This window comes from Nocardia sp. NPDC047654, from assembly GCF_043205035.1.
Taxonomy (GTDB): domain Bacteria; phylum Actinomycetota; class Actinomycetes; order Mycobacteriales; family Mycobacteriaceae; genus Nocardia.
Genome location: NZ_JBIDDF010000001.1, coordinates 1388383 through 1410885, shown reverse-complemented (window position 1 = coordinate 1410885; position 22503 = coordinate 1388383). Strand labels below are relative to the sequence as shown.

Here is a 22503-nt window from a genome sequence, read left to right as displayed (position 1 = left end):
CGCCGGGCGATCCGGGCGGTTCGGCGCTTTCGCCGATGAGGTGGCGGTAGCCCACGCGACGCTGACCCGGGTACCGCAAGGCGTGGATCTGCGGACCGCCGCCGCCTTCGGTGTCGCCTACCACACCCTCCGCTCGATGGCGCGAGTCGGCGCGGGCGACCGGCTGATCGTGCTCGGCGCGGGCGGCGGTGGGACTTACCGCCGCGCAATCGGCCGCGCGGCTGGGGGTCGAGGTCACCGCGGTCGCCTCGTCATCGGCGAAGCTCGCCGCCGCGGAACGGTACGGCGCGCGGCGGCTCATCGATCACACCGCGGGGCCGTTACGCGCGGCACTGCGCGACGCGCTGCCCGATGGCGCCGACGCCGTCATCGACCCGGTCGGCGGTGACGTCGCCGAACCCGCCTTGCGATCACTGACGCGCCGCGGGCGTTTCGTCACGGTCGGCTACGCCTCCGGCGTCATCCCGCGCATCCCGCTGAATGTCGTGCTGATCAAGGGCGTACAGCTGGTGGGTTTCCAGTTCCGAGATCTCGATCCCGCCGAATACCGTCGCAACGAGGAGGAACTCGCGGCTCTGCCGGCCGGTGGCCACATCCGGCCGCACATCGGCGCGGCGTACCCGCTCGAACAGGCGGCGGCCGCGCTGCGGCATGTGGCCGACGGCCGTGCGATCGGTAAGGTGCTGGTCGACCTGTAGGACGGTCAGCCGGTGGACGGACGGCGGATCCGGCGGGACCGACCGTAATCGTCGCGCTGCGGTAGAAGTCGCACCGCGGCACGGATCATGCGTAATCGACTGTCACCGACGGGGTCTGCGGAACGGACTGACAGGTGAGCACGTAACCATCGGCCACGTCCTCGTCGGTCAACGCGTCGTTCACCCGCATCTCGACGCGGCCCGCGACGAGCCGCGCCATACAGGTGCCGCAATTGCCCTCCTCACAGGCGAACGGCGGGTTGAGCCCGGCTCGCTTCGCGGCTTCCAGCACCGTCTCGTCGGCGCGCACGTCGATGGTGGACTGCGCGCCGTCCAACAGGACGGTCGCCACGCAGGTGGCCGTCTTCGGCGACTCGGACAGTGGGGATACGGCCATGACGCACACTCCTGATCAATGGGGATCGCACAACGCCGATGTCGCGCCGACCGGCGCCGCCGGGGCGTAGATTGAGCACTCGCTCAGCATGCTGTGCACATGCGTAGCATGGTTATTCGGGCTGGGTCAAGAGGAGGACCGGGGCAGGGGGACCGAGTCAGCTGCCCGTCCAACGCGGGCTGCGCTTCTCGGCGAACGCGCGGGGACCCTCTTGCGCGTCATCGCTCGTGTAGCAGCGCACCGAGGCGTGCCGGGCGGCTCGCAACGCGGCCGAGCGGCCCATCTCGGTCGCGAGCATGACCGTCTCCCGTGCGGCCCGCACCGACAGCGGAGCGCCCACGAGGATCTCGGCGGCCAGCTCGAGCGCCGCGTCCAGCAAATCCGCCGGTTCGGCCAGCCGGTTCACCAGTCCGATCTCGTAGGCCCGCCGCGCATCGATCGGCTTTCCGGTCAGCAGCAGCTCCATCATGATCCGCTGCGGGATCATGTGGATCAGCGGCGCGGCCCACGGCGAACTGCGACCCACCTTGACCTCGGTGACCGCGAAGGTCGCCGCAGTGCTCGCGACACACAGATCGCATGCCTGGGCGATCATCCAGCCCCCGGCGAACGCCGCGCCGTTGACCGCCGCGATAGTGGGCTTGGACAGCTCGATGGTGTCGTATGGCAGCGGGTACATCTCGCGCGGCGGCACCGTCATACCGGTCGCCACCATCTCCTCGAGATCCCCTCCCGCGCAGAACGCTTTCGGTCCCGCGCCGGTCAGGATCGCGACGCGCAACGCGGGATCGCGCTCGAATCGGTCCCAGGCGTCGAACAGCCCCTCCCGCACGTCCCGCGCCAGGCAATTGCGCCGTTCCGGCCGATTGAGGGTGATGATCGCGATCCCGTCGGAGCGGGCGTCGAAGACAACGGCGTCGGACATCAGAAACCTCTCCGCTGGACGACGCGCGCCGCCCGCTCCAGTTCGTCGCGGAAATCGGGGTGCGCCACGGCGATCAGTCTGCGGGTGCGCTCGGCCAGCGTCCGGCCGGCGAGTTCGGCGGCGCCGAATTCGGTGACGATCACGTCCACGTCGCTGCGCGCCGTGGTGACCGGACCGGACAGCGCTGCGGTGATCCGGCTGACCGTCCCGCCTTTGGCGGTGGAGGGCAGCGCGATGATCGCGTGACCCCCGGGCGAACGAGCGCCTGCCCGGACGAAGTCCACTTGGCCTCCTGTGCCGCCGAGATAGGACGCACCGCTCTGTTCGGCGTTCACCTGCCCGGTCAGGTCGACCTCCATGGCGGAGTTGATGGCGACCAGCCGTTCCAGTCGCGCGAGCACGCCCGCGTCGTGGGTGTAGTCGGTCGCGCACATCCGGATCGCCGCGTTGCGGTCGGCGAACCGGTACAGCCGCTCGGTGCCGATGAGCGCGCCGGTGACCGATACCCCGCGATCAATGGCTTTGCGCGCGTTCGTGATCGCGCCCGACTCGACCAGATCGACCAGCCAGTCGCCGATCATCCCCGAATGCACGCCGAGATCGGTGCGGTCGTGCAGCAAGCGCATCACAGCGTCGGGTACGGCGCCGACCCCGATCTGCAGCACCGCGCCGTCCTCGATATAGGCCGCCGCGTGCGCGGCGATCGCTTCGTCGACCGGACCGATCCGGGCGGGTGGCACCTGAACCGGCGGCCGGGAAACGCGCACCGCGTAGTCGATCCGAGCGCTGGGCAGCCGTTCGCCCAGCGTGAAGGGCACTTGGTCGTTGACCTCGGCGACCACGACGCGCGCCGCCGCCACCGCCGCGCGCACATGGTCGCCGACCAGGCCGAAGCTGTGGTCGCCGTGTTCGTCGGCTGGACTCACCTGCACGAAAGCCACATCGCAGCCGAGGATTCCGGCTTCGATCATCGGCCCCACCCGGCTGACGTGGCAGGGGACGATGCCGAGCCGATGCTCCTTGGTCAGCGATCGCAGCGCGCCGATCGCGCCCATGCTGGACAAGGTGAAGGCTTCGGTCGCCGCCGGGGTGAACAGACCGGAGAAGCTCGTCGCGATGAACGCCGACACCCCGCCGATCGCACCGCCCTGTGCGATGAGCGCCTCGATCAAGGTCGCCGGCTCGCCGCACGCCTGCCCGACCACGATGCGGTCACCGGCCCGCAGGATCGTACTCAGGTCCAGGTCGGCGGCCTCGAGCAGCGCGGTCACCGCTGGACCCGGCCGTTCGGGCGGTCGTCGGCGGCGTGCCGCGACCGGCCGAGCACCTCGGCGGTGTCGGCGCCGAGCCTGGGTGCCGGCCCCGCGATGCGGCCAGGAGTGCGGGAGAACCATGTTGGCGGACCAGGAAAACGGACCGATCCATATGGTGAATCCACGGTTTCGAAGAAGTCCGTGTCGGCGAGATGCGGATTGTCGAAGAGTTCGTCCAGCGAGCGCACCGGTGCGACCGGAATGTCCAGCGAACGCAGCAGTTCCAGCCATTCGACCGTGGTCCGCTCACGGAACGTTTCGGCGAGACGGGCGTAGACGATGTCGATCCTGGCCGCGCGCTGCTCCAGCGTGGCGAACTCCGGCCCGGCCCACGGCGGGCGCACCGCCTCGACGAATGCCGTCCACTGCTTGTCGTTGTAGACCAGCGCGGACAGGTAACCGTCCGCGGTGCGATAGGGCTTGCGGTTCGGCGTCACCGCGCGCGGGTAGGCCGCAGGGCCGAGCGGGGGATCGAACATCGCCCCGTTGGCGTGCTCTACCAGCATGAACGCGGCCATCGTCTCGAACATCGCGACCTCGACTTCCTGCCCCTCCCCGGTGCGTTCCCGGTGGAACAGCGCCATCGTGGTCGCGTAGAGCGCGGTCATCCCGGCGATCTTGTCGGCCATGATGGTGCCGACGTACCCGGCGGCGCCGGTGAGCCGCTCCTGCACGAAGGGCAGTCCGCACTCGGCTTGGATCGTGTCGTCGTAAGCGGTACGGCCGGCATCCCGGCCACGGCGGCCGTAACCGTAGCAATTGGTGTAGACGATCGAAGGATTGAGCGCGGCCACCTCGTCGTAAGCGAAGCCCAGCCGGGCGATCGCGGAGGCGCGCATCGAGTGGATGAACACGTCGGCCTCTGCGGCGAGCTCGCGCAACGATCGCTTGCCGTCCTCGGATCGCAGGTCCAGCACCACGCTGCGCTTGCCCCGGTTGACGTTGACGAAGACGCCGCCCATCCCCCGCTCCGGGCCCACCGAGATGTAGCGGGTGTTGTCCCCGTCCGGCGGCTCGATCTTGATCACGTCCGCACCCATGTCGGCCATGATCTGCGTGCAGTACGGGCCCATGACCATCGCCGTCAGATCGACGACCCGGACTCCCACCAGCGGACCACGATGTTCCATCGCCACGCCTCTTTCACCACCCTCCACCGCCGCCGGATCGCCATCCGAGCAGCGGCCGTGAGCCTATCTGATGAATCTTTGCAAGGATAGTGATATCAAGGATGCCGTGGACGATTTCAACGCTGACGCCCCACTCCCTCGGCGTGCCCTCCGCCCGATCGCCGAGGTACTGGACGCCGCGCTCGGCTCCCACCCCGACGCCACGGCGGTGGAGGCCGCTTCCGGTGCGTGGACCTACGTCGAACTCGACGATCACGCACACCGTGCGGCCGGCGCCCTCTGGGCGCTCGGCGTGCGCCCCGGCGATCGCGTCGCGGCCTGCCTCCCCAACGATCTGGACATCGTCGCCGCCTTCCACGGCGCGCAGCGCATCGGTGCGGTGTGGGCGGGCATCGGCGAGGCGCTGACCGCGACCGAACAGCAGCACCTGCACGAACTGTGCGAACCGACAGTCGTACTCGCCGGATCCCGCTGCCGGGTGGACTCGCCCGGTGCGGTCGACCCCGATCATTGGGCGGCACTGCTGGATCGCGCGGCGCCCGCGCCACGGGTGGAGCACGACATCGATGCCCCGGCCGGAATCGCCTTCACCAGCGGCACCTCCGGCCAGCCGAAGGCCGTGGTGCACAGCCAGCGCAACCTGCTGCTGCCCGGCGCCGTGCTGACGGCCACTCGAGGCTGGGGGCCCGATCTGCGCAAGGGCGACAGCTTCCCGCTGACGATCCTCAATCTGATGGTCCTGTCCACCCTGCTCACCGCGCAGGCCCGCGGCTGCTCGGTCGTCATGGACCGCCGCGATGCCGACGGGGTGGCCGAATGGATCGCCGAGCATCGCGTCACGGTCTGGAACGGCGCACCCGCACAGCTCTACGACCTCGCGCGCAGGCCGGGGCTCGATCTCGGCTCGTTGCGCGAAGTCTGGAGCGGCGGCAGCGATACGCCCGACTCGGTGCGCGCGGCCTTCGCCGACGCGCACGGACCGGTGCCCCGCGCCACCTACGGTCTCACCGAGGCGCCGACGGTGGTCTCGATCGACCCACCCGGCAACGAATGGTTTCCGGGTGCCAGCGGCCGGGTGCTGCCGCACTACGACGTCGCCGCCTACGACGACGAGGGCCGCAGGCTACCGCCCGGTTCGCTCGGCGAGCTGCGGCTGAAGGCGGCCGCCACCGGCCCGTGGGCCCGATGGTGGACGCCGATGCTGGGCTACCGGGAGCGCGATGGAGTGCGACCGCCGCGACCCGGTCCGCTCCCCACCGGCGATATCGGCACCGTCGACGCCCAAGGCAGGCTGTCGATCCTGGACCGCAAGAAGATGGTCATCATCCGGGGCGGAGCGAACGTCTACCCGCAGGAGGTGGAGCGGGTCATCGCGACGCACCCCGGCGTGGCCAAGGTCGCGGTGTGCCCGGTGCCGGACGAGCGGCTCGGCCAGAGGGTCGCGGCGGTGATCGAAAGCGCCGATCCCACGGTGGATCTCGACGCCCTGGCGCGATTGTGCCGACGCGAGCTGGCCGGATACAAGGTGCCGGAGTTCTGGACCCGGGTGGATGCGCTGCCGGTGAACGCCATGGGCAAGATCGAGCGAACGCGGCTCACCGAACTGGCGACCGCCGCGCGGCGCACGCCGCGGGAGCAGCCGTGACCACGCGGTCCGCGCGCGCCCCGCGCCTGTTCGACCTCGACGGCCGGGTGGCGATCGTGACCGGAGCGTCCTCCGGGCTCGGCGCCGCGGTCGCGGAAACGCTGGCCTCGCTCGGGGCCCGCGTCGCGGTCGCGGCCCGCCGCGCCGACCGGCTGACCGAGCTCGCCGGGCGCATCGACGGACTGCCCGTGGTGTGCGATCTGACCCAGCCGCAGGGCATCGGCGCCGTGGTCACCGCGGTGGCCGACGGCCTGGGACCGCCGGAGATCCTGGTCAACGCGGCCGGAAACCGGTTCACCACCGAGCGCGCCGAATCCGAGCCGCTCGACGCCGTGCACCGGACCCTGGAACTGAACCTGGTGGCGCCGTTCCTGCTCGCCCAAGCGGTGTTCCCGCACATGCGCGCGGTGGGTCGCGGCTCGATCGTCAACGTCTCCTCCATCAGCGGCCGGGTCGGCGTGCCCGGCATCCCGCAGGCGTCCTACGCCGCGAGCAAGGCGGGGCTGTCCGGGCTCACCGCCGAACTCGCCGTGCAATGGGCGCGGTATTCGATCCGGGTGAACACCGTCGCGCCGGGCTTCTTCCGCAGCGAGATCACCGACACCCTTTATGACGACGAGCGCGGTGCCGCTTACCTGCGCCGCAACACTCCGCTGCCGACCGAGGCGGAGGCCGAGGACATCGTCGGAGCCGTCGTCTGGCTGTCCGGTGACGCCGCCCGGTACGTCACCGGACAGACCGTCGTCGTCGACGGCGGCTGGACCGCTCGATGAGCCGACGGCGCGAAGGGTGATTGCACGTTGACACCCGAATCTCACGGTGAAAGCATGACAACGTCGTAAGAGAATCCTATTCTCGAAATTGAAAACGTATGCACACGCTCAGCTGGACCACCCGTTCCAGGAAGGGAATTCTTCCGCATGTTTGCCGCAGTTCTGATCGAGAAGGGCGCGGCGGGACCGAAGGTCACGCTGACGAACGTGGACGAAGCGACGCTGCCAGAGGGGAACGTCACCGTCGAGGTCGCCCACTCCACCCTCAATTACAAAGACGCTCTGGCGATCACCGGAAAGTCTCCCGTCGTGCGCGCGTTCCCGATGGTGCCCGGCATCGACTTCGCCGGCGTCGTCACCGAGAGCAGCCACGCGGATTGGTCGGTGGGCGACGACGTGATCCTCAACGGCTGGGGCGTCGGAGAATCGCACTGGGGCGGCCTCGCGCAGCGGGCCCGCGTGAACGGCGATTGGCTGGTGCCCCGGCCCGCCGAGTTCACCACGCGACAAGCGATGGCGATCGGCACCGCCGGATACACCGCGAGCCTGTGCGTCGAAGCACTGCTGCGCCACGGCGTTCGGCCCGACCGAGGCGAGATCCTGGTGACCGGCGCGACCGGCGGCGTGGGCAGCATCGCGATCGCGCTGCTGAGCAGAGCCGGGTTCGCCGTCGCGGCCGCCACCGGCAAGACCACCGAGACCGCCTACCTCCAGCAACTGGGCGCGGGCACCGTGGTGGATCGCGCCGAACTGGCCGAGCGCGGCAAGCCGCTACAGAAGGAGCGCTGGGCAGGTGTGGTCGACACCGTCGGCAGTCACACGCTGGCCAATGTGTGCGCCCAGACCCGGTACGGCGGTGCGGTGGCCGCCTGCGGCCTGGCCCAGGGGATGGACTTCCCCGCCACGGTCGCCCCGTTCATCCTGCGCGGGGTCACGTTGTTCGGCATCGACAGCGTGATGGCGCCCAAGCAGCGGCGCCTCGACGCCTGGGCGCGGCTCGCCCGTGACCTGGACCCGGCCGCCCTGGACAGCATCGCCCAGGAGATCCCCCTCGGCGAGGCCGCCACCGCGGCCGGCCGGCTCATCGACGGCGCCGTGCGCGGCCGGATCGTCGTCGACGTGAATCGTTGATCAGGAGCATCCCGTGACCAGGAAATCGATGAAATCGACTGTGGAACTCGATCTGTCCGACGTCGACCACCGGGTCGGCAAGCCGGTGGGCGGCGGCCAACTGTGGGACCCGTGCAGTTCCTCCGACATCCGCCGCTGGGTGATGGCGATGGATTATCCGAATCCGCTGCATTGGGATCAGGAATTCGCTCGCGAATCGCGATACGGCGGAATCGTGGCGCCCCAATCCATGGCGGTCGCTTTGGATTACGGGCACGGCGCACAGCCGGCCTGCGTCGGTCACATCCCCGGCAGCCACCTGATCTTCGGCGGCGAGGAATGGTGGTTCTACGGCTGCCCGGTGCGCCCCGGCGACACCCTGTTCCAGGACCGGCGATTCCACGACTACAAGGTGGTGGAGACGAAGTTCGCCGGGCCGACGATGTTCTCCCGCGGCGACACCGTCCACCGCAATCAGCATGGCGTACTGGTCGCCCGCGAAAGGTCCACCGCCATCCGCTATCTGGCGTCGGAGGCCAACAAGCGGGGCATGTACGACAACCAACTCGGCGCGGTGCGGACCTGGACCGCCGCCGAACTGGCCGAAATCGAGTCGCTGCGGCACGAGTGGATCCTGACCAACCGCGCCGGGGTCTCGCCGCACTTCGACGAAGTGAAGGTCGGGGATCGGCTGCCGCGCCGGGTGATCGGCCCGCACACCATCGCCGGCTTCACCACCGAGTACCGCGCCTTCTTGTTCAACATCTGGGGCACATTTCACTGGACCGCACCGGCTGGCATCGACGATCCCTGGGTTTACCAGGATCCGGGCTGGACCGAAGGGTTCGCCTTCGACGAAGAGGGCGCACGCATCGACCCGCGCAAGCGCGACGGCCTGTACGTCGGCCCCTCCCGAGGGCACATCGACGCCGACAAGGCGGGCGAGGTCGGGATGGTACGGGCCTACGGCTACGGCGCCACCATGGGCGCCTGGTGCACCGACTACCTCTCCTACTGGGCCGGGCACGACGGCATCCTCCGCCACAGCAAGGCGGACTTCCGCCTCCCCGCTTTCGAAGGCGACGTGACCTACTTCGACGCCGAGATCATCGGCAAGGAAGCGGATTCGGTCTGGGGCGTACCGCTGGTGCAGGTGAAACTGCGGCTGACCAATCAGGACTTCGGCGTGTTGGTGGATTGCACGGCCGAAGTCGAGCTTCCGTACTGACGGCCACCGGAAAGAAACGGGAGAAGGCGATGCCCACCGACACCGACGACGTCCTCGCGCCTGCCGTGGCGATCGCCTCCGGGCCGCCGCTGTCCGAAGAGCCGGGTCTGGGACCGCTCACCCTGCCCGGCTTCCTGCGCGAAGTCACCCGCGGGTACGGCGACCGCGAGGCGCTCGTCGCGCACACCGGCACCGGCGTCGTCCGCTGGACCTATGCCGAGTTGTGGGAGCGCGCCACCGAAGTGGCGCGCGCTCTGCGGGCCTGCGGGATCGGCAAGGACGGCCGGGTGGGCGTGCTGATGACGAACCGGCCGGAGTGGCTCTCGGCCGTCTTCGGCGTGTCGCTGGCCGGCGGGGTGGCCGTCGCCCTCAGCACCTTTTCCAGCCCCGCGGAACTCGACCACCTGCTGCGGCTTTCCGGTGTGTCGATGCTGCTGTTCGAAAGGTCGGTGGCGAACAAGGATTTCGCCGACGTGCTCACCGGACTGGAACCCGACGTCGGCACCGCCGCGCCGGGCGCTCTGCGCTCGACGGCCTACCCGTTCCTACGTCATCTCGCGATGGTCGGCGAACCGGTGCCCGATGCGGCGATCGACTCCTGGCAGACGTTCCTTGCTCGCGGGCACTCCGAAGCACAGGAACTGATCGAGGCGACGGCCGCCGCGGTGCGACCCGCGGATACCGCTGTGCTGTTCTTCTCGTCGGGAACCACCAGCAAGCCGAAAGGCATCCGCAGCGCGCACCGCGGCGTCGCCATCCAGATGTGGCGGTTCCGGCGCATGTTCGGATTCGGCCCGGACGACCACGTGCGCTGCTGGACCGCCAACGGTTTCTTCTGGTCCGGCAACTTCGGCCAAGCGCTCGGCGCCACCCTGGCCGCGGGCGGCAGCCTGGTGCTGCAATCGACCTTCGACGCCGCCGAGGCGCTGGAGTTGATGCAGGCCGAGCGAGTGAACTTCCCGGTCGCGTGGCCGCACCAGTGGGCGCAACTGGAAGGCGCGCCCAACTGGTCGACGACCGACCTGAGCAGCCTGCGATTCGTGGACGTGAAGACGCCCGCGGCGCGGCACCCTCGCGTGTCGACCACCTGGACCGAGCCCGGGCACGCCTACGGCAACACCGAAACCTTCACCATCACCACCTGTTTTCCGGCCGCTACACCCGAGGACGAAATCGCGGGCAGCAGCGGCAAGCCGTTGCCCGGCAATACCGTCAAGATCGTCGACCCGCTCACCGGCGCGGTCGCGGCGCGCGGCGAGCGCGGCGAGATCTGCGTCAAAGGGCCGACGCTCATGCTCGGCTACCTCGGCACCGCATTGGACGAGACGCTCGACGTCGACGGCTACTTCCACACCGGCGACGGCGGCTACCTCGATGACGCGGACCGGCTGTACTGGGAGGGGCGGTTGACCGACATCATCAAGACCGGCGGCGCGAATGTCTCCCCGCTGGAGGTCGACGAGGCATTGGCCGGCTTCCCGGGTGTCAAGGTCGCGCGCACCGTGGGCGTACCGCACGAGACGCTCGGCGAGGTCGTGGTGGCGTGTGTGGTGCCGCACGCGGACGCGACCGTGGACGGCGCCGCGGTCCGCGCGTTCCTGCGCGAGCGGCTGGCCAGCTACAAGGTGCCGCGACAGGTGCTGTTGTTCGCCGAGGAGGACATCGCGCTCACCGGCAGTGCGAAGATCAAGTCCAGTGACCTGCGGCAGCTGGCGGTGAAACGGCTGGCCGACAGCTAGCGCCACGGGCCTTGCCGAGACTTCTCCCGCGCAGCGCGTCCAGTGCCGCGCCGACAGTCCCCGGGTCGCTCCGCCTGGCGACACTCGATACGGCGACACCGCACCGGGCTTCACACGGCCGGTCCCGGATGCTATACATTAGGGGAGGCTTACCTCGTTAGTCGAGGCTAACCTCAGTGGAACGGTGACCCTGGCTGTGAGGCTTCATGTACGTGTGCATCTGTAACGCGCTGTCCGAAGGTGACGTGCACACCTGCGTCGCAGCCGGGGCCGACAGTGTTCGCCAAGTGAAGAACGCCTGCGGCTGGAAGCCCGGCTGCGGCAGTTGTACGGCGCGTTTGGCCGAGGTCATCGGCCGCGCCCGCGCGACGACCGAGGCGCAACCCTCGGCCGCCTGATCCGACACACCAGGCGGTCTGCCTGCCGCTGCGCACAATCTGTGCCACGATCGCAGCTATGGACGGCGACAAGGACATCGTGGCGTTGCTCAACGAGCAACTGACGGCCGAACTCACGGCGATCAACCAGTACTTCCTGCACGCCAAGATGCAGGAGAACTGGGGCTTTACCAAGCTGGCGCGGCACACTCGGCACGAGTCCATCGATGAGATGAAGCATGCCGAACTCCTCACCGACCGGATCCTCTTCCTGGACGGCCTGCCGAACTACCAGAAGCTCAATCCGCTGCGCATCGGGCAGAGCGTGCCGGAGCAATTGCGGGCCGACCTGCAGATCGAGCTGGAGGCCGTCGAACGGCTTCGCCGGGGCATCGAGTTGATGCGGTCGCGCGGCGACGTGACCTCGGCTCGCATCTTCGAGCACATCCTCGAAGACGAAGAGCAGCACGTCGACTATTTGGAGACCGAACTCGACCTGGTGGAGAAGCTGGGCGAGCCGCTGTACCTCCAGCGCTTCACCGAGACCCCAGAGCACTGACCCGGTATCCGGGGCGCCTGCGAACGGCTGCCCGGCGCTACGCCGAGGCGTATCGCCGGGCCAGTCGTTTCCGATGCTCGGCGGGCGTCCCGAAGAGGGAACGATCGAGCGTGGCCCGCTTCAGGTAGGCGTGGATCCCGCTTTCCCAGGTGTAGCCCATGCCGCCGTGCAGTTGCATGGCCTTCCCCGCCACCCGCACCGCCGTCTCGGTGCTCAACGCCTTGGCCATCGACGCCACGTCGCCCGCGTCCGGCGCCGACATCACCTGGGCCCGGACGGCGGCCGCTACCACCTGCCGGGCCACCGTGACCTGCACCAGCATGTCCGCGCAGGCGTGTTTGACGGCCTGGAAGGAACCGATCGGACGGCCGAACTGTTCGCGCACCTCGGCGTAGCCGACGGTGGCCTCGAGCATGGCCTCGCTCAGTCCGAGGCTGTCGCAGGCCATCGCGACCGCCGCCCGGTCGTACAACCGCCGCAGGGCGCGCTCTCCGTCGCCACGGAATCGCCACACCGCCGCCGGCGCCACCGCGACGTCGTCGGCGGTCACGCGCCCGAGGCTGCGGGTCGCGTCGACCACCGGTCGCGCGGTGACGACCAACCCTGGCGCACCGGATTCGACTGCCGCGAGCCCGATCTCGCCGCCGGGATCGCGGGCAGGAACGAGCAGCCGGTCCGCGCCGGGCGCGTCGAGCACGAAGTCGGCGCGCCCGTGCAGACGCAGGCCGCCGGTACCGGTCACCAGCCGGAACGGCGCTTCCACCGGCGTGCGATCGGCGTGCGCGGAGACCGCACCTGACGACTCGGCGCGGACCCGCTGCTCCCCCGCGAGCGCGACAACCGGGACCACCGCACCGGCGACGGTGCCGCGAAACAGTTCGTCCCGTCGCGAATTCGGCTCCAGCATGGCGAGCGCGCCGACGGCGAGCACCGCCACCGACGGGTACGCCCCACGGGCGACCGCTCGGCCCACTTCTCGGAGCACCACGGCGACCTCGGCGAAAGTTGCTCCGGCACCGTCGAATTCGGCGGGTGCCTCCAGACCGAGCCACCCGGCTCGAGCGATCAGCGACCAGTCGACCGCCGACTCGGAATCGGCCTCGCCGAGCAGCTCACGCGCCACCGCGCGCAAATCGTCGTGGATCTCGGCGAATTCGTCGCTCATCATGTTCCCGTCGGTTCCCGGGGCAGGCCGAGTCCGCGCTCCGCGATGATGGTGCGCTGGATCTCGCTGGTCCCACCCGGAATAGTCCATTCCCAGGAGCCGACGAAGTCGAGCACCCAGGCGCCCGACTCCCAGCCGCTGGACATCGGTTTGCGCAGCGTCGTGTGCGCGGCCAGTCCCCCGACCTCCGTGCCGAAATCCGTCACCCGCTGCAACAATTCGCTGTAGTACAGCTTCACCACCGAAGCGTCGGCCGGGCCCGCGACACCCGCCTCGTGCCGCTCCACCAGGTCGCGGCACAATGCGCGCAATCCGAAGATCTCGATCTCCAGCGCGGCCAGCCGATCGGCCACCACCGCGTCGTCGAGCGCGCGCCGCCCACCGGGATCGGCTCGCTCGCACGCTTCGAGGAGCCATCGGAATCCGGCGTTGCCGAGCCGTTCGGCCAGCTCCAGCATGGTCAGGCCACGCTCGGCGCCGAGCGTCTGCTGCGCCACCTGCCAACCGGCGTGTTCCGCGCCGACCAGCCCGTCCGCCGGGATCCGCACCTCGTCCAGGAAGATCTCGCAGAAGTGCGATTCCCCGGTGGCCTGCCGGATCGGGCGCACCTGGATGCCGGGGCTGCGCATGTCCAGCAGGAAGTAGGAGATGCCGCGCCGCTTCGGGGCGACCGGGTCGGTACGGGCCAGCAGCAGGCACCAGTCCGCGTATTGCGCACCACTGGCCCACACTTTCTGCCCGGTCACGACATAGCCGTCACCGTCTCGGCGGGCGCTGGTCCGCAATGCCGCCAGATCGGATCCGGCGCCGGGTTCGGAGAAGCCTTGTACCCAGATCTCGCCGTCCAGGATCGCGGGGAGATGCCGCCGCCGCTGCTCGTCGGTCCCCGCCGCCAGCAACGTCGCGGCCGCGTGGTGAACGGCCACGAAGGCCAGCACCAGTCGCGGCGCGTCGTGGGCGGCGAGTTCCTGATACAGCACGATCTGTTCCGGGAGGGACATGCCGCCGCCGTATTCGCGCGGCCAATGCGGCACCGCGTATCCCGCACGGCGGAGCTGCTGGAACCACTCGTGCTGGAAACGGACGAATTCCGGGTCCGTGGCGCCGGTCTGCGACCGCCGCCAATCGGCAGGCACGTGCGCGCGGCACCAATCCCGGACCTCGCCGCGGAACCCGTCGAGGTCGTGACCGGTCACCGCGCCCGCTGTCGCAACGCCAGCAGCCGGTCCCGGTGTTCCGGTGACCGCATGGTGACCACCTCGGCGGCGAAACCGGCTTGCATCGGACCACCGAGCGCCTGGGACAGGTACATGTTCACCACCCGTTTCGTGCTGCGCAGCGCCTCCGGTGGCAGGGCGGCCAACCGGACGGCCAGTTTCCTGGCCTCGTCGAGCAATTCGTCCGCGGCGACGACCCGCGACGCCAGTCCGACCTCGACGGCGGTGGCGGCATCGATCCGGTCGCCGGTGTACAGATATTCCCGCGTCCGCAGGATCGGGGTGAGCAGCGGCCAGAACGCGGCGCCGCCGTCCCCGGCGACCAGCCCGACCGCCACGTGCGGGTCGGCCAGGTAGGCGCGATCCGACATCAGCACGACGTCGCACAGCACCGCCAGGCCGGCGCCGAGCCCGATCGCCGCGCCGTTCACCGCCGCGATCACCGGCAGCGGGAAGCGCAGCATCTCCTCGATGATCTGGGCGCCTTCGCGAATGCTCTCGTCCCGCGCGACCGGGTCGTCCAAGAAGGAGCTGATCCAGTCCAGGTCGCCACCCGCGCTGAAGGCTCGGCCGGAACCGGTGAGGATCACGACTGCGGCCTCCCGGTCCGCGGCAAGCTGCCGCCACACCTCGGCCAGCGCTCGGTGCAACTCGGCGTTCACCGCGTTGAGCTCGTCGGGGCGGTCGATGACGACGATACGGACGGGCCCTTCGGAGGCCACGGTCAGCACATCGGGCAGGTCGTAGCGCATGGCGTCACCCTTCCCCCGGATCGGAGAACAAACCGGTCAAGCCGCGGCGGCCTGCCAGCCGGGCCAGCAGATCCTCGGTGGCGACCGAGCCGAGCGGAAGTCGGCGCAACGGCAGGCTGTAACGCGACAGCCAGGACAGCGGCGACTCGTCGCAGAAGCCGAGGGCGCCGTGCAATTGGTGGGCGACGCGGAACACGGCCTCGGCCGCCTCGATGGTCGCGGAACGCAGAGCCAACGCGTCGATCAGCGCATCGCCGCGCTCGGCTTGGATGCTCCACAACGCGTAGCGGGCGAGCATGTCCACGCCGCGCCGTTCCACCTCGGCGTCGGTCAACTGGAACTGCACCGACTGGAACTCGGCCAGCGGTTTGCCGAACTGCTCCCGGACCAGCACGTGGGCCCGGGTGAGTTCGACGGCGCGATCGAGCATGCCGAGCAGGGTCCAGCACGGCAGCACCAGCGCCAACGCCAGGTCGGCGCCGCCGCCGGTGTCCACCGGCGACACCTCCAGCTCCGCGACGAACGCCGACTCACGCGCGGACACACGGGATGGTCGCACCACCGCCGCGCCCCGGGAACCGTCCACGGTGACCGCCGCCCAGCGCAGGTCGAGATGCGCGACCGCCGCGGCGGGCTCCTCATCCGACACCACCACCAACCCGTCGACGTCCAAGTCGACGGGGCGGGCCAGCCGCTCCGCGACCGGATAGGGCGTGGCCCAGTAGCCGGCGCTGCGGCACAGCGCCGCGGCCGCTTCCAGTTCGACCGGATCGTGCCGCGGCTCCAGCTCCCACGCGCCGAGTTCGCCGAGCACCGGCGCGACGAGCGCGCGGCGCTCGGGCTCGCGCTCGGCCCACCGCACCAGCTCGTCGCCGCCTGCCGCGCGCAACGCGCGCACGGCCTGCTTGCCGTATTCCGTTGCCTCGGCACACAGTTCGACGGTCATCGCCCGACCGCCCGCCGGGAACGACGCGGCGGTCATGCCGCCTCCCCCGCCCGGCGCGGCCCACTCAGCAACGAGCGCGCCAGCAAAATCTTCTGCATCTCGATACTGCCGGAGGCGACCGTGGCGGCATTCGCGTATCGCCAATGGTCATCCACCGCGCGCCGGAACCGGTGCCCGCGCTCGTCTTCCGCGCCCGCGAACGCGGCGAATTCGGCCAGAACACTCGCGCTTTCCTGATCGAGCCGGGTCACCGCGATGCGGTAGGCCGCGGCGTCACCCGGTGCGACCCGCCCGGCGCTCTGCATCGCGACCACCTGATACGCCAGCAGCCGCGCCCGCCGCGCCCGGGTGAGCATGCGGGCCCAGCGACCGCGCAATTCGGCCGGAACCGTCTCCCACCTCGGGCCGAGAACATCGGGCGCGGCCTGCAACAGCCGCTCACAGCGCGCGTAGCGGGCGATGCCGACGCGTTCGAACGCGAGCACCTCCCGCACCACCGACCAGCCCTCGTCGACCCGACCGAGCACGTCGGCTTCCGTCACGCGCACCCCGTCGAAGAAGACCTCGTTGAGGTGGTGCGGGCCGAGCATGGACCGGATCGGCCGGACCTCGATCCCCGGATCGGACATCGGCACCAGGAAGACGGTGAGCCCTTGCTGTTTCCGCGCCCTGGTCGCGGTGCGCGCGAGCAGGAAACACCACTGCGCCATGGTGGCGTAGGAGGTCCAGATCTTCTGACCGGAGATACGCCAGCCGTCGCCGTCGCCGTCGCGGCGAGCGGTGGTCCGCAAGGAAGCCAGGTCGGACCCGGCGTCCGGCTCGCTGAAGCCCTGGCACCAGATCGTCTCACCGCGCGCGATCGGCGGCAGGTGCCTGTGCTGCTGTTCCGCCGTGCCGTGCCGCATGATCGTCGGGCCCACCCAGTTGACGCCCATGTACTGCGCCCCGCGAGGTTCGTGGTGCGCCCACATCTCCTCGCGGACCACGGTCTGCTCCCACACCGAGGCGCCGCGGCCACCGAACTCCGCGGGCCAGGCCGCGCACAGCAGGCCCCGCTCGGCCAGCACCCGGCAGAAACGCTGAGCGACAGCCAGATCGGCCGGGTCGTCGGTGAACGCGCCGAGGTAGTCGGCGGGGACCTCTTCGGCAATCAGCCGCCGTAGTTCACCCCGGAGGCGGGTGGCGGCCTCACCCACAGTGAAGTCCATGTGGCGCACAGTACTTCAATCCTCATAAGGATAGCAATATTTGTATGGTCATCTCGCGGTGGCTACACTGCCGCCATGACGGAAAGGCGTGCGCGGTGAGGACCAACCAGAGGTGGACCGCATGACGGCCGCCAGACGCGGCCGGGTCCCGCAGCGTCGTATCGCGGAGACCGTCGCCGCGGAGCTGCGCACCCGGATCCTGGCCGGCGACGAGAACTATCGGCTTCCCACCCAGGATCAGCTGGTCCAGGACTTCGGGGTGAGCTACCCCTCGATCCGCGAGGCGCTGCGCATCCTGGAGACCGAGGGCCTCGTCACCGTCCGCCGGGGCAATGTGGGCGGCGCCGAAGTGCACCGGCCCGACGAGACGTCGGCGGCGTATCACCTGGGCCTGGCCCTGCAAGGTGCGCGCGTCACCCTCGGCGACCTCGCCGCGGGCCTGCGCACGCTGGAACCGCAGTGCGCGGCCGCCTGCGCCGAGCGGCCCGACCGCGCCGAGACCGTCGTCCCCGCGCTCACGGAGAACGTCGAGAAGTCGGCCGAACTCATCGATGACGGCGTCGCCTTCACGCACACCGCTCGCGAATTCCACGACCTCATCGTCTCGTTCACCCCGAACCTGACCATTCGCTACGTCGTGAGCACGCTGGTCACCCTGTGGTCGGCACAGGAGGAGGCGTGGGCGGAGGCGCTGACCCGGCGCGGGGAATACCCGTCCGAGGCCGAGTCGACCGAAGCCCTGCGCACCCATCGCCGCATCACCCGCGAGATCGCGGAGGGACGTGCCGCCGAAGCCGAACGCCTGTACCGCACCCATCTCGCCGCCACCCAGACACTCGTGTTGCAGCGATTCGACGACGGAGTGGTCAACGCTTCGTCCGCCGGTGCGCGGCTGGCGATCCAGTCGGGTCTGCGCTCGCAGATCTGAGTTCGTCGAGCCGCCGTCTCACACGTCGCCCGCTCCGTCCGGGCAAAAGCAAGTCGGTTGCGCATCCCCCTGCCCGCTGTACGATAATGGCATTTTCACAGCGTGAAATCGATTTGCGCGAATTCGGCTATGGCCAGGTAGCGCACCGTCCGGTCGGCCACAGAGCGTCCATCCGGCAGCCGAACCCACAGCCGGCGCTGTCCGCCGAAATTCGTGGCGCACAGTGCGAACCCTGACGCGGAACTCTGCGGTCGTAGCGAGGCGCCCGGCGGCGACGCTCCGATGACGCTCGACAACCCGCGTGCGAATCTACTCGGAGGCGGCTAATCGATCAAGTATTGCTATCCTTACGAGGATTGAAGTAGCGTGGCCCACGACACACGGCCCGCCCACGTGGGTGCCGGATTCCCGTCGCCCTGACCTCCGGGCCGGGCTGTGTCAGTGGATATCGACTTTCTCATCGCATGGGAGGCCCCGCCTTGACTCGAGGGGCGCGCTACAGCACCACCACACCGATAACCGTCGCCGAGGGGTGGAGCGTTCGACGACTCACCCCGCCGAGCCGACTGTTCGGTGCGAACGGCCTGCGGACGGGTGCCGACGGCCGGATCTACGTCGCCCAGGTGGCGGGCAGCCAGATCAGCGCACTCGACGTCGCCACCGGCGACCTCGAGACCATCAGCGCCAAGGGCAGCGACATCATCGCCCCCGACGACCTGGCCTTCGATCCCGAGGGCAATCTCATCGCCACGGAGTACATGGACGCGCGGGTCAGTATGCGCGGCACCGACGGCCGCACCCGCGTGATCCGCGACGATCTGCCGGGCGCCAACGGCATCACGGTGCACAACGGCCGGTTGTTCGTCAACGAATGCCGGGTCGGCGGTCGCCTCATGGAGCTGCCGCTGGACGGCGGCGCACCGCGCATTCTGCAAGACAACCTGCCGATGCCCAATGCCATGGAGGTCGGCCCCGATGGTCTCCTCTACTACCCGGTCATGGGAACCAACGACATCTGGCGGATCGATCCCGACGGAGGTGCGCCCGAACGAGTCGCCGGTGACCTCGGCGTGCCCGACTCGGTCAAGTTCGACTCCGCGGGTTTCATCGTCTCCACCCAGGTGCAGACCGGCGAGGTGCTGCGAATCAACCCACGCACCGGGGACCGTCAGGTGCTGGCGAGCCTGGATCCCGGATTGGACAACTGCACCTTCGTCGGCGACCGCCTGTTCGTCTCGAACTTCTCCGGCGAGATCACCGAGATTCTCACCGGCGGCCGGACCCGGCCGGTCCTGGAAGGCGGCCTGCTGTGGCCGCTGGACCTGACCGTCGGCCACGACGGCGATCTCTACGTCGCCGACGGCACCTTCTTCTACGTGTTGCGTGACGGCAGATTGCACACGGTCGCCTCCCTTTTCAGCGCGGGCAACCCCGGCTATGTACGCGGCGTCAGCGCCGTCGGATCGGGCGAGTTCCTGTGCGCCACCTCCACCGGGCAGATCGCGTACTACCGCCCGGGCGCGGACGAGGAGCCCGAGATCGTCGCCGACGGGTTCGATCAGCTCTACGGGGTCGCGGCAACCCCGAACGGGATGATCGTGGCCGCGGAACTCGGCGCGGGCCGGGTGCTGTCGATCCGGTCCGGCCAGGTCGAGGTGCTGGCCTCCGGGCTGAACGCCCCGATGGGTGTCGCGTTCGGCCCGGACGGCACGCCCCTGGTCTCCGAATCCGGAGCCGGGCGGATCGTCTCGATCAGCGGCGCCGGAGTCGACACCGTGGTGGACGGACTGGAGACGCCGCAGGGAATTCTGGTGCGCGGCAGACAATTACTGGTCCTCGACGCCGGTTCGCAAGCCTTGGTCTGCGTCGATCTCGAGACCAAAGCGCGACAGACGCTCGCCGCGAACCTTCCGGTCGGCGCGCCGCCCGGCGTCGTCGCCAAACCCTTGCGCGGCACTCCCCCGTTCTCCGGACCCATGGGCCCGTTCGCGGGGCTCGCCGCCGGACCGGACGGCACGATCTATCTCTCCGCCGACGCCGAGGGCAGTGTGCTGGCACTGCGCGGGAAGGCATGACCCGGCCATGACCGATGACGGCCTCACACACGACTTCTTCGGACTGACCGGGCGCGTCGTCATCGTCGCGGGCGCGGGCGGCGGCGGCATCGGCACCGCCGTCACGCGCCTGATCGCCAGAGCAGGCGCCACCGTGATCGGGGTGAGCCGCTCGCAGGAGAACCTCGCCGAGCATGTCGAACCCCTTGCCGCGGAGGGGCTTTCCGTGCTGTCCGTCGCGGCCGACGTCGGCACCGATGAGGGTGTCGCGACCGTGCTCGAGCACGCCCGCTCGGCGCCTGGCGAGTTGCACGGACTGGTCAATGTGGCGGGGGGCGCCGCGGTGCGCACCTGGATGCCCGCCACCCGGGTCACCCGGCAAGACTGGCGGGCGTTGTTCGCCCAGAACCTGGAGACGATGTTCTTCATGAGCCAGGCGGTGGCCGCGGAGCTCAAATCTCAAGGCAGGCCCGGTTCGCTGGTATCGCTCTCCTCGATCAGCGGCATGAACACCGCACCGTTCCATATCGCCTACGGCACCGCGAAGGCGGCGCTGGTCGCGGCAACCCGGACCTTGGCGGTGGAGCTGGCCCGGGACGGCATCCGGGTGAACGCCATCGCGCCGGGCGTCACCGAGACACCGGCCTCCGGCACCTACGTCGACGACGATCCCCGGCGCGACCGCCGGGCCATCGCCATGGGCAGACGCGGGCGACCGGAGGAGCAGGCGGGACCGATCCTGTTCCTGCTGTCGGATCTGTCGACCTACGTCACAGGCCAGACCCTGCTGGTGGACGGCGGCCTGAACCTCAGGTGGACCCATCTCGGGGACGACCACACCTCGCTGTTCCTCAAGGACGAAAACTTCCGCGCATCCATCACCCGCTGACGCACCCGAGTTCTCACCAGGAGCATGTCATGAGCGAAACGACAAACGGGGCAACGACTTCCGCGACTGCCGAACCGTTGTCGACGCCGATGACGATCGGCGTCGAGGCGTACATCTCGGAGGAATACGCACGCGCCGAGGGCGACAAGCTCTGGGCCAAGGTGTGGCAGCAGGTCGAACGGGTCGAGGAGATTCCCCGTGTCGGTGACTTCCTCACCTACGAGATCCTCGACGATTCGATCATCGTCGTGCGCACCGCACCGGACACCATCCAGGCCTACCACAACGTGTGCGCGCACCGCGGCCGCAAACTGATCGACACCCCGGATGGCGCGCACGACGCCCGCGGCAGTCGCAAACAGTTCGTGTGTGGTTTCCACGGGTGGCGTTACGACCTGGAGGGCCGCAATACCTTCGCGGCGGAGCGCGAGGATTGGTCCTGCGGTCTCACCGAGCGCAACGACGGGCTGAACCGGGTGCGGGTCGACACCTGGGGCGGTTGGATCTGGATCAACATGGACCCCGACGCGGAACCGCTGCGGGAGTACCTGGAGCCCGCGGCCGGTCTGCTCGAACACTTCGAACTGGAGAACATGCGCTACCGCTGGCGGCGGTGGCTGACCTTCGACTGCAACTGGAAGGTCGCCTTCGAGGCGTTCATGGAGACCTACCACGTGCCCTACACCCACCCGGAGTTCATGAACTTCGGCACTTTCCTCGGATGGTCGCGGGCGCAGGGCAAGCACAGCAATATCGGCTACGACGCTCCCAAGGGCATGGAGGAGAACCAGGCCAAAGTGCGCGTCGGCAGCGGTCCGGACGCGCGCGTCTCCACCGCCACGCTACAGAACTTCACCTGGGAGAACGCCAATACCAATACCACCCGCACGCTGGTCGACGTCGCCAATCGGCTGGTCGACGAACTGCCCGAGGGCACCCCGGCCGGCGAAGTGCTGCGCTACTGGCTCGACACCGCGCGGTCGGAGGACGAGGCACGCGGCGTGGTCTGGCCGAAGGTCGACCCCGACATCGTCGCCAGGGCGGGCACCGCGTGGCAGATCTTCCCCAACTTCCAGATCGGCCACGCACTGAACAACATGCTGTGTTACCGGTTCCGGCCCTACGGCTACGACCCGGACAAGTGCATCTTCGAGGCCGCGGTGTTCGAACTCTTCCCGCCCGGCCAGGAGCCGCGGACCGAGTGGGAGTACACCCCAGTCGGCGACCCCGGCTGGCGGACCGTCCTACCGCAGGACTTCGCCAATATGGCCGCGGTCCAGCAGGGCATGAAAAGCCGCGGCTTCTCCGGCCCGAAACCCAACCCCTATCGCGAACGCAGCGTGGTGAATCTGCACCGCAACCTCGCCGAGTACATGGGTACCGGCGAGCCGCGCGATCTGACCTGACGAGCGGGACCCGCCGGTCCGCCACCGATGACCGAGTTAGAGAT

The 22503-nt window shown here is 69.4% G+C and carries 20 protein-coding genes and 1 pseudogene; 12 read left to right on the top strand and 9 right to left on the bottom strand.

The genetic code is table 11. The features are described from left to right. Window positions 1-10: 10 nt before the first annotated feature. A pseudogene (locus ACGF7Y_RS06640) lies at window positions 11-698 on the top strand (zinc-binding dehydrogenase); the annotation flags it as partial. Window positions 699-783: 85 nt separating this feature from the next. Here ACGF7Y_RS06640 and ACGF7Y_RS06635 read toward each other — a convergent pair. From ACGF7Y_RS06635 to ACGF7Y_RS06620, 4 genes are all read right to left on the bottom strand, one after another. Next, window positions 784-1095, bottom strand: coding sequence for a 2Fe-2S iron-sulfur cluster-binding protein (locus tag ACGF7Y_RS06635; protein ID WP_393229986.1), 312 nt, complete (start codon window positions 1093-1095; stop codon window positions 784-786). Window positions 1096-1252: 157 nt separating this feature from the next. After that, complete coding sequence (locus ACGF7Y_RS06630; protein ID WP_393229983.1) at window positions 1253-2020, bottom strand: enoyl-CoA hydratase/isomerase family protein; 768 nt, start codon at window positions 2018-2020, stop codon at window positions 1253-1255. Then, complete coding sequence (locus tag ACGF7Y_RS06625) at window positions 2020-3291, bottom strand: acetyl-CoA hydrolase/transferase family protein (RefSeq protein WP_393229980.1); 1272 nt, start codon at window positions 3289-3291, stop codon at window positions 2020-2022. Before ACGF7Y_RS06625 ends, ACGF7Y_RS06630 begins: the two co-directional genes overlap by 1 nt. Then, window positions 3288-4463 (bottom strand): CaiB/BaiF CoA transferase family protein, encoded by a 1176-nt coding sequence (locus ACGF7Y_RS06620; RefSeq protein WP_393229978.1) that lies wholly within the window; start codon window positions 4461-4463, stop codon window positions 3288-3290. The genes ACGF7Y_RS06625 and ACGF7Y_RS06620 overlap by 4 nt, the downstream gene beginning before the upstream one ends. A 106-nt stretch (window positions 4464-4569) precedes the next feature. On the opposite strand from ACGF7Y_RS06620, the gene ACGF7Y_RS06615 reads away from it, so the two are divergent. From ACGF7Y_RS06615 to bfr, 7 genes are all read left to right on the top strand, one after another. After that, window positions 4570-6108, top strand: coding sequence for a class I adenylate-forming enzyme family protein (locus tag ACGF7Y_RS06615; RefSeq protein ID WP_393229976.1), 1539 nt, complete (start codon window positions 4570-4572; stop codon window positions 6106-6108). Then, complete coding sequence (locus tag ACGF7Y_RS06610; protein ID WP_393229974.1) at window positions 6105-6881, top strand: SDR family NAD(P)-dependent oxidoreductase; 777 nt, start codon at window positions 6105-6107, stop codon at window positions 6879-6881. Before ACGF7Y_RS06615 ends, ACGF7Y_RS06610 begins: the two co-directional genes overlap by 4 nt. Before the next feature lie 147 nt (window positions 6882-7028). Beyond that, entirely contained in the window at window positions 7029-8012 is a 984-nt protein-coding gene (locus ACGF7Y_RS06605; RefSeq protein WP_393229971.1) for an MDR family oxidoreductase, read from the top strand. A gap of 13 nt (window positions 8013-8025) precedes the next feature. Beyond that, window positions 8026-9219: a MaoC family dehydratase N-terminal domain-containing protein gene (locus ACGF7Y_RS06600; protein WP_393229968.1), complete on the top strand. Its 1194-nt coding sequence runs from the start codon at window positions 8026-8028 to the stop codon at window positions 9217-9219. 29 nt (window positions 9220-9248) lie between these two features. Continuing rightward, a complete protein-coding gene (locus tag ACGF7Y_RS06595; protein ID WP_393229966.1) occupies window positions 9249-10958 on the top strand; it encodes a class I adenylate-forming enzyme family protein in 1710 nt (569 codons plus the stop codon). A gap of 206 nt (window positions 10959-11164) precedes the next feature. Next, window positions 11165-11356: a bacterioferritin-associated ferredoxin gene (locus ACGF7Y_RS06590; protein ID WP_040871767.1), complete on the top strand. Its 192-nt coding sequence runs from the start codon at window positions 11165-11167 to the stop codon at window positions 11354-11356. 58 nt (window positions 11357-11414) lie between these two features. After that, the gene (gene bfr / locus ACGF7Y_RS06585) at window positions 11415-11894 is read left to right on the top strand and encodes a bacterioferritin (protein WP_393229963.1); all 480 of its coding nucleotides are present in this window, start codon (window positions 11415-11417) and stop codon (window positions 11892-11894) included. 37 nt (window positions 11895-11931) lie between these two features. On the opposite strand, the gene ACGF7Y_RS06580 is transcribed toward bfr, so the two are convergent. From ACGF7Y_RS06580 to ACGF7Y_RS06560, 5 genes are read right to left on the bottom strand one after another with little or no spacing between them, the layout of a single operon-like run. Continuing rightward, window positions 11932-13059 (bottom strand): acyl-CoA dehydrogenase family protein, encoded by a 1128-nt coding sequence (locus ACGF7Y_RS06580; protein WP_393231002.1) that lies wholly within the window; start codon window positions 13057-13059, stop codon window positions 11932-11934. After that, window positions 13059-14255 carry an acyl-CoA dehydrogenase family protein gene (locus ACGF7Y_RS06575; protein WP_393229961.1) on the bottom strand — a complete coding sequence of 399 codons (1197 nt, stop codon included), beginning with the start codon at window positions 14253-14255 and terminating at the stop codon, window positions 13059-13061. The genes ACGF7Y_RS06580 and ACGF7Y_RS06575 overlap by 1 nt, the downstream gene beginning before the upstream one ends. Continuing rightward, on the bottom strand, window positions 14252-15028 hold the full coding sequence (locus ACGF7Y_RS06570) for an enoyl-CoA hydratase/isomerase family protein (protein WP_393229958.1): 777 nt from the start codon (window positions 15026-15028) through the stop codon (window positions 14252-14254). Before ACGF7Y_RS06570 ends, ACGF7Y_RS06575 begins: the two co-directional genes overlap by 4 nt. Before the next feature lie 4 nt (window positions 15029-15032). Then, window positions 15033-15974, bottom strand: a complete 942-nt coding sequence (locus ACGF7Y_RS06565) for an acyl-CoA dehydrogenase family protein (RefSeq protein ID WP_393230999.1) — start codon at window positions 15972-15974, stop codon at window positions 15033-15035. Between the two features lie 32 nt (window positions 15975-16006). After that, complete coding sequence (locus ACGF7Y_RS06560; RefSeq protein ID WP_393229955.1) at window positions 16007-17182, bottom strand: acyl-CoA dehydrogenase family protein; 1176 nt, start codon at window positions 17180-17182, stop codon at window positions 16007-16009. 121 nt (window positions 17183-17303) lie between these two features. Here ACGF7Y_RS06560 and ACGF7Y_RS06555 point away from each other — a divergent pair, with 121 nt between their 5' ends. The 4 genes from ACGF7Y_RS06555 to ACGF7Y_RS06540 all read left to right on the top strand — a co-directional run bounded on the left by ACGF7Y_RS06555 (window position 17304) and on the right by ACGF7Y_RS06540 (window position 22459). Next, entirely contained in the window at window positions 17304-18110 is an 807-nt protein-coding gene (locus ACGF7Y_RS06555; RefSeq protein ID WP_393229953.1) for a FadR/GntR family transcriptional regulator, read from the top strand. A gap of 464 nt (window positions 18111-18574) precedes the next feature. Then, a complete protein-coding gene (locus ACGF7Y_RS06550) occupies window positions 18575-20185 on the top strand; it encodes an SMP-30/gluconolactonase/LRE family protein (protein WP_393229950.1) in 1611 nt (536 codons plus the stop codon). A 7-nt stretch (window positions 20186-20192) separates the two neighbouring features. After that, window positions 20193-21053 (top strand): SDR family NAD(P)-dependent oxidoreductase, encoded by an 861-nt coding sequence (locus ACGF7Y_RS06545; protein WP_393229948.1) that lies wholly within the window; start codon window positions 20193-20195, stop codon window positions 21051-21053. Window positions 21054-21082: 29 nt separating this feature from the next. Continuing rightward, window positions 21083-22459 carry an SRPBCC family protein gene (locus ACGF7Y_RS06540; protein WP_393229945.1) on the top strand — a complete coding sequence of 459 codons (1377 nt, stop codon included), beginning with the start codon at window positions 21083-21085 and terminating at the stop codon, window positions 22457-22459. The last annotated feature ends 44 nt before the right edge of the window (window positions 22460-22503 follow it).

Excerpts from the sequence above, each read along its gene's own strand:
- ACGF7Y_RS06595 (WP_393229966.1), top strand. The coding sequence starts at position 9,249 with ATGCCCACCGACACCGACGACGTCCTCGCGCCTGCCGTGGCGATCGCC.
- ACGF7Y_RS06630 (WP_393229983.1), bottom strand. The coding sequence starts at position 2,020 with ATGTCCGACGCCGTTGTCTTCGACGCCCGCTCCGACGGGATCGCGATC.
- bfr (WP_393229963.1), top strand. The coding sequence starts at position 11,415 with ATGGACGGCGACAAGGACATCGTGGCGTTGCTCAACGAGCAACTGACG.
- ACGF7Y_RS06635 (WP_393229986.1), bottom strand. The coding sequence starts at position 1,095 with ATGGCCGTATCCCCACTGTCCGAGTCGCCGAAGACGGCCACCTGCGTG.
- ACGF7Y_RS06540 (WP_393229945.1), top strand. The coding sequence starts at position 21,083 with ATGAGCGAAACGACAAACGGGGCAACGACTTCCGCGACTGCCGAACCG.
- ACGF7Y_RS06545 (WP_393229948.1), top strand. The coding sequence starts at position 20,193 with ATGACCGATGACGGCCTCACACACGACTTCTTCGGACTGACCGGGCGC.
- ACGF7Y_RS06620 (WP_393229978.1), bottom strand. The coding sequence starts at position 4,463 with ATGGAACATCGTGGTCCGCTGGTGGGAGTCCGGGTCGTCGATCTGACG.
- ACGF7Y_RS06565 (WP_393230999.1), bottom strand. The coding sequence starts at position 15,974 with ATGACCGTCGAACTGTGTGCCGAGGCAACGGAATACGGCAAGCAGGCC.
- ACGF7Y_RS06590 (WP_040871767.1), top strand. The coding sequence starts at position 11,165 with ATGTACGTGTGCATCTGTAACGCGCTGTCCGAAGGTGACGTGCACACC.
- ACGF7Y_RS06560 (WP_393229955.1), bottom strand. The coding sequence starts at position 17,182 with ATGGACTTCACTGTGGGTGAGGCCGCCACCCGCCTCCGGGGTGAACTA.
- ACGF7Y_RS06555 (WP_393229953.1), top strand. The coding sequence starts at position 17,304 with ATGACGGCCGCCAGACGCGGCCGGGTCCCGCAGCGTCGTATCGCGGAG.
- ACGF7Y_RS06550 (WP_393229950.1), top strand. The coding sequence starts at position 18,575 with ATGGGAGGCCCCGCCTTGACTCGAGGGGCGCGCTACAGCACCACCACA.
- ACGF7Y_RS06605 (WP_393229971.1), top strand. The coding sequence starts at position 7,029 with ATGTTTGCCGCAGTTCTGATCGAGAAGGGCGCGGCGGGACCGAAGGTC.
- ACGF7Y_RS06580 (WP_393231002.1), bottom strand. The coding sequence starts at position 13,059 with ATGAGCGACGAATTCGCCGAGATCCACGACGATTTGCGCGCGGTGGCG.
- ACGF7Y_RS06570 (WP_393229958.1), bottom strand. The coding sequence starts at position 15,028 with ATGCGCTACGACCTGCCCGATGTGCTGACCGTGGCCTCCGAAGGGCCC.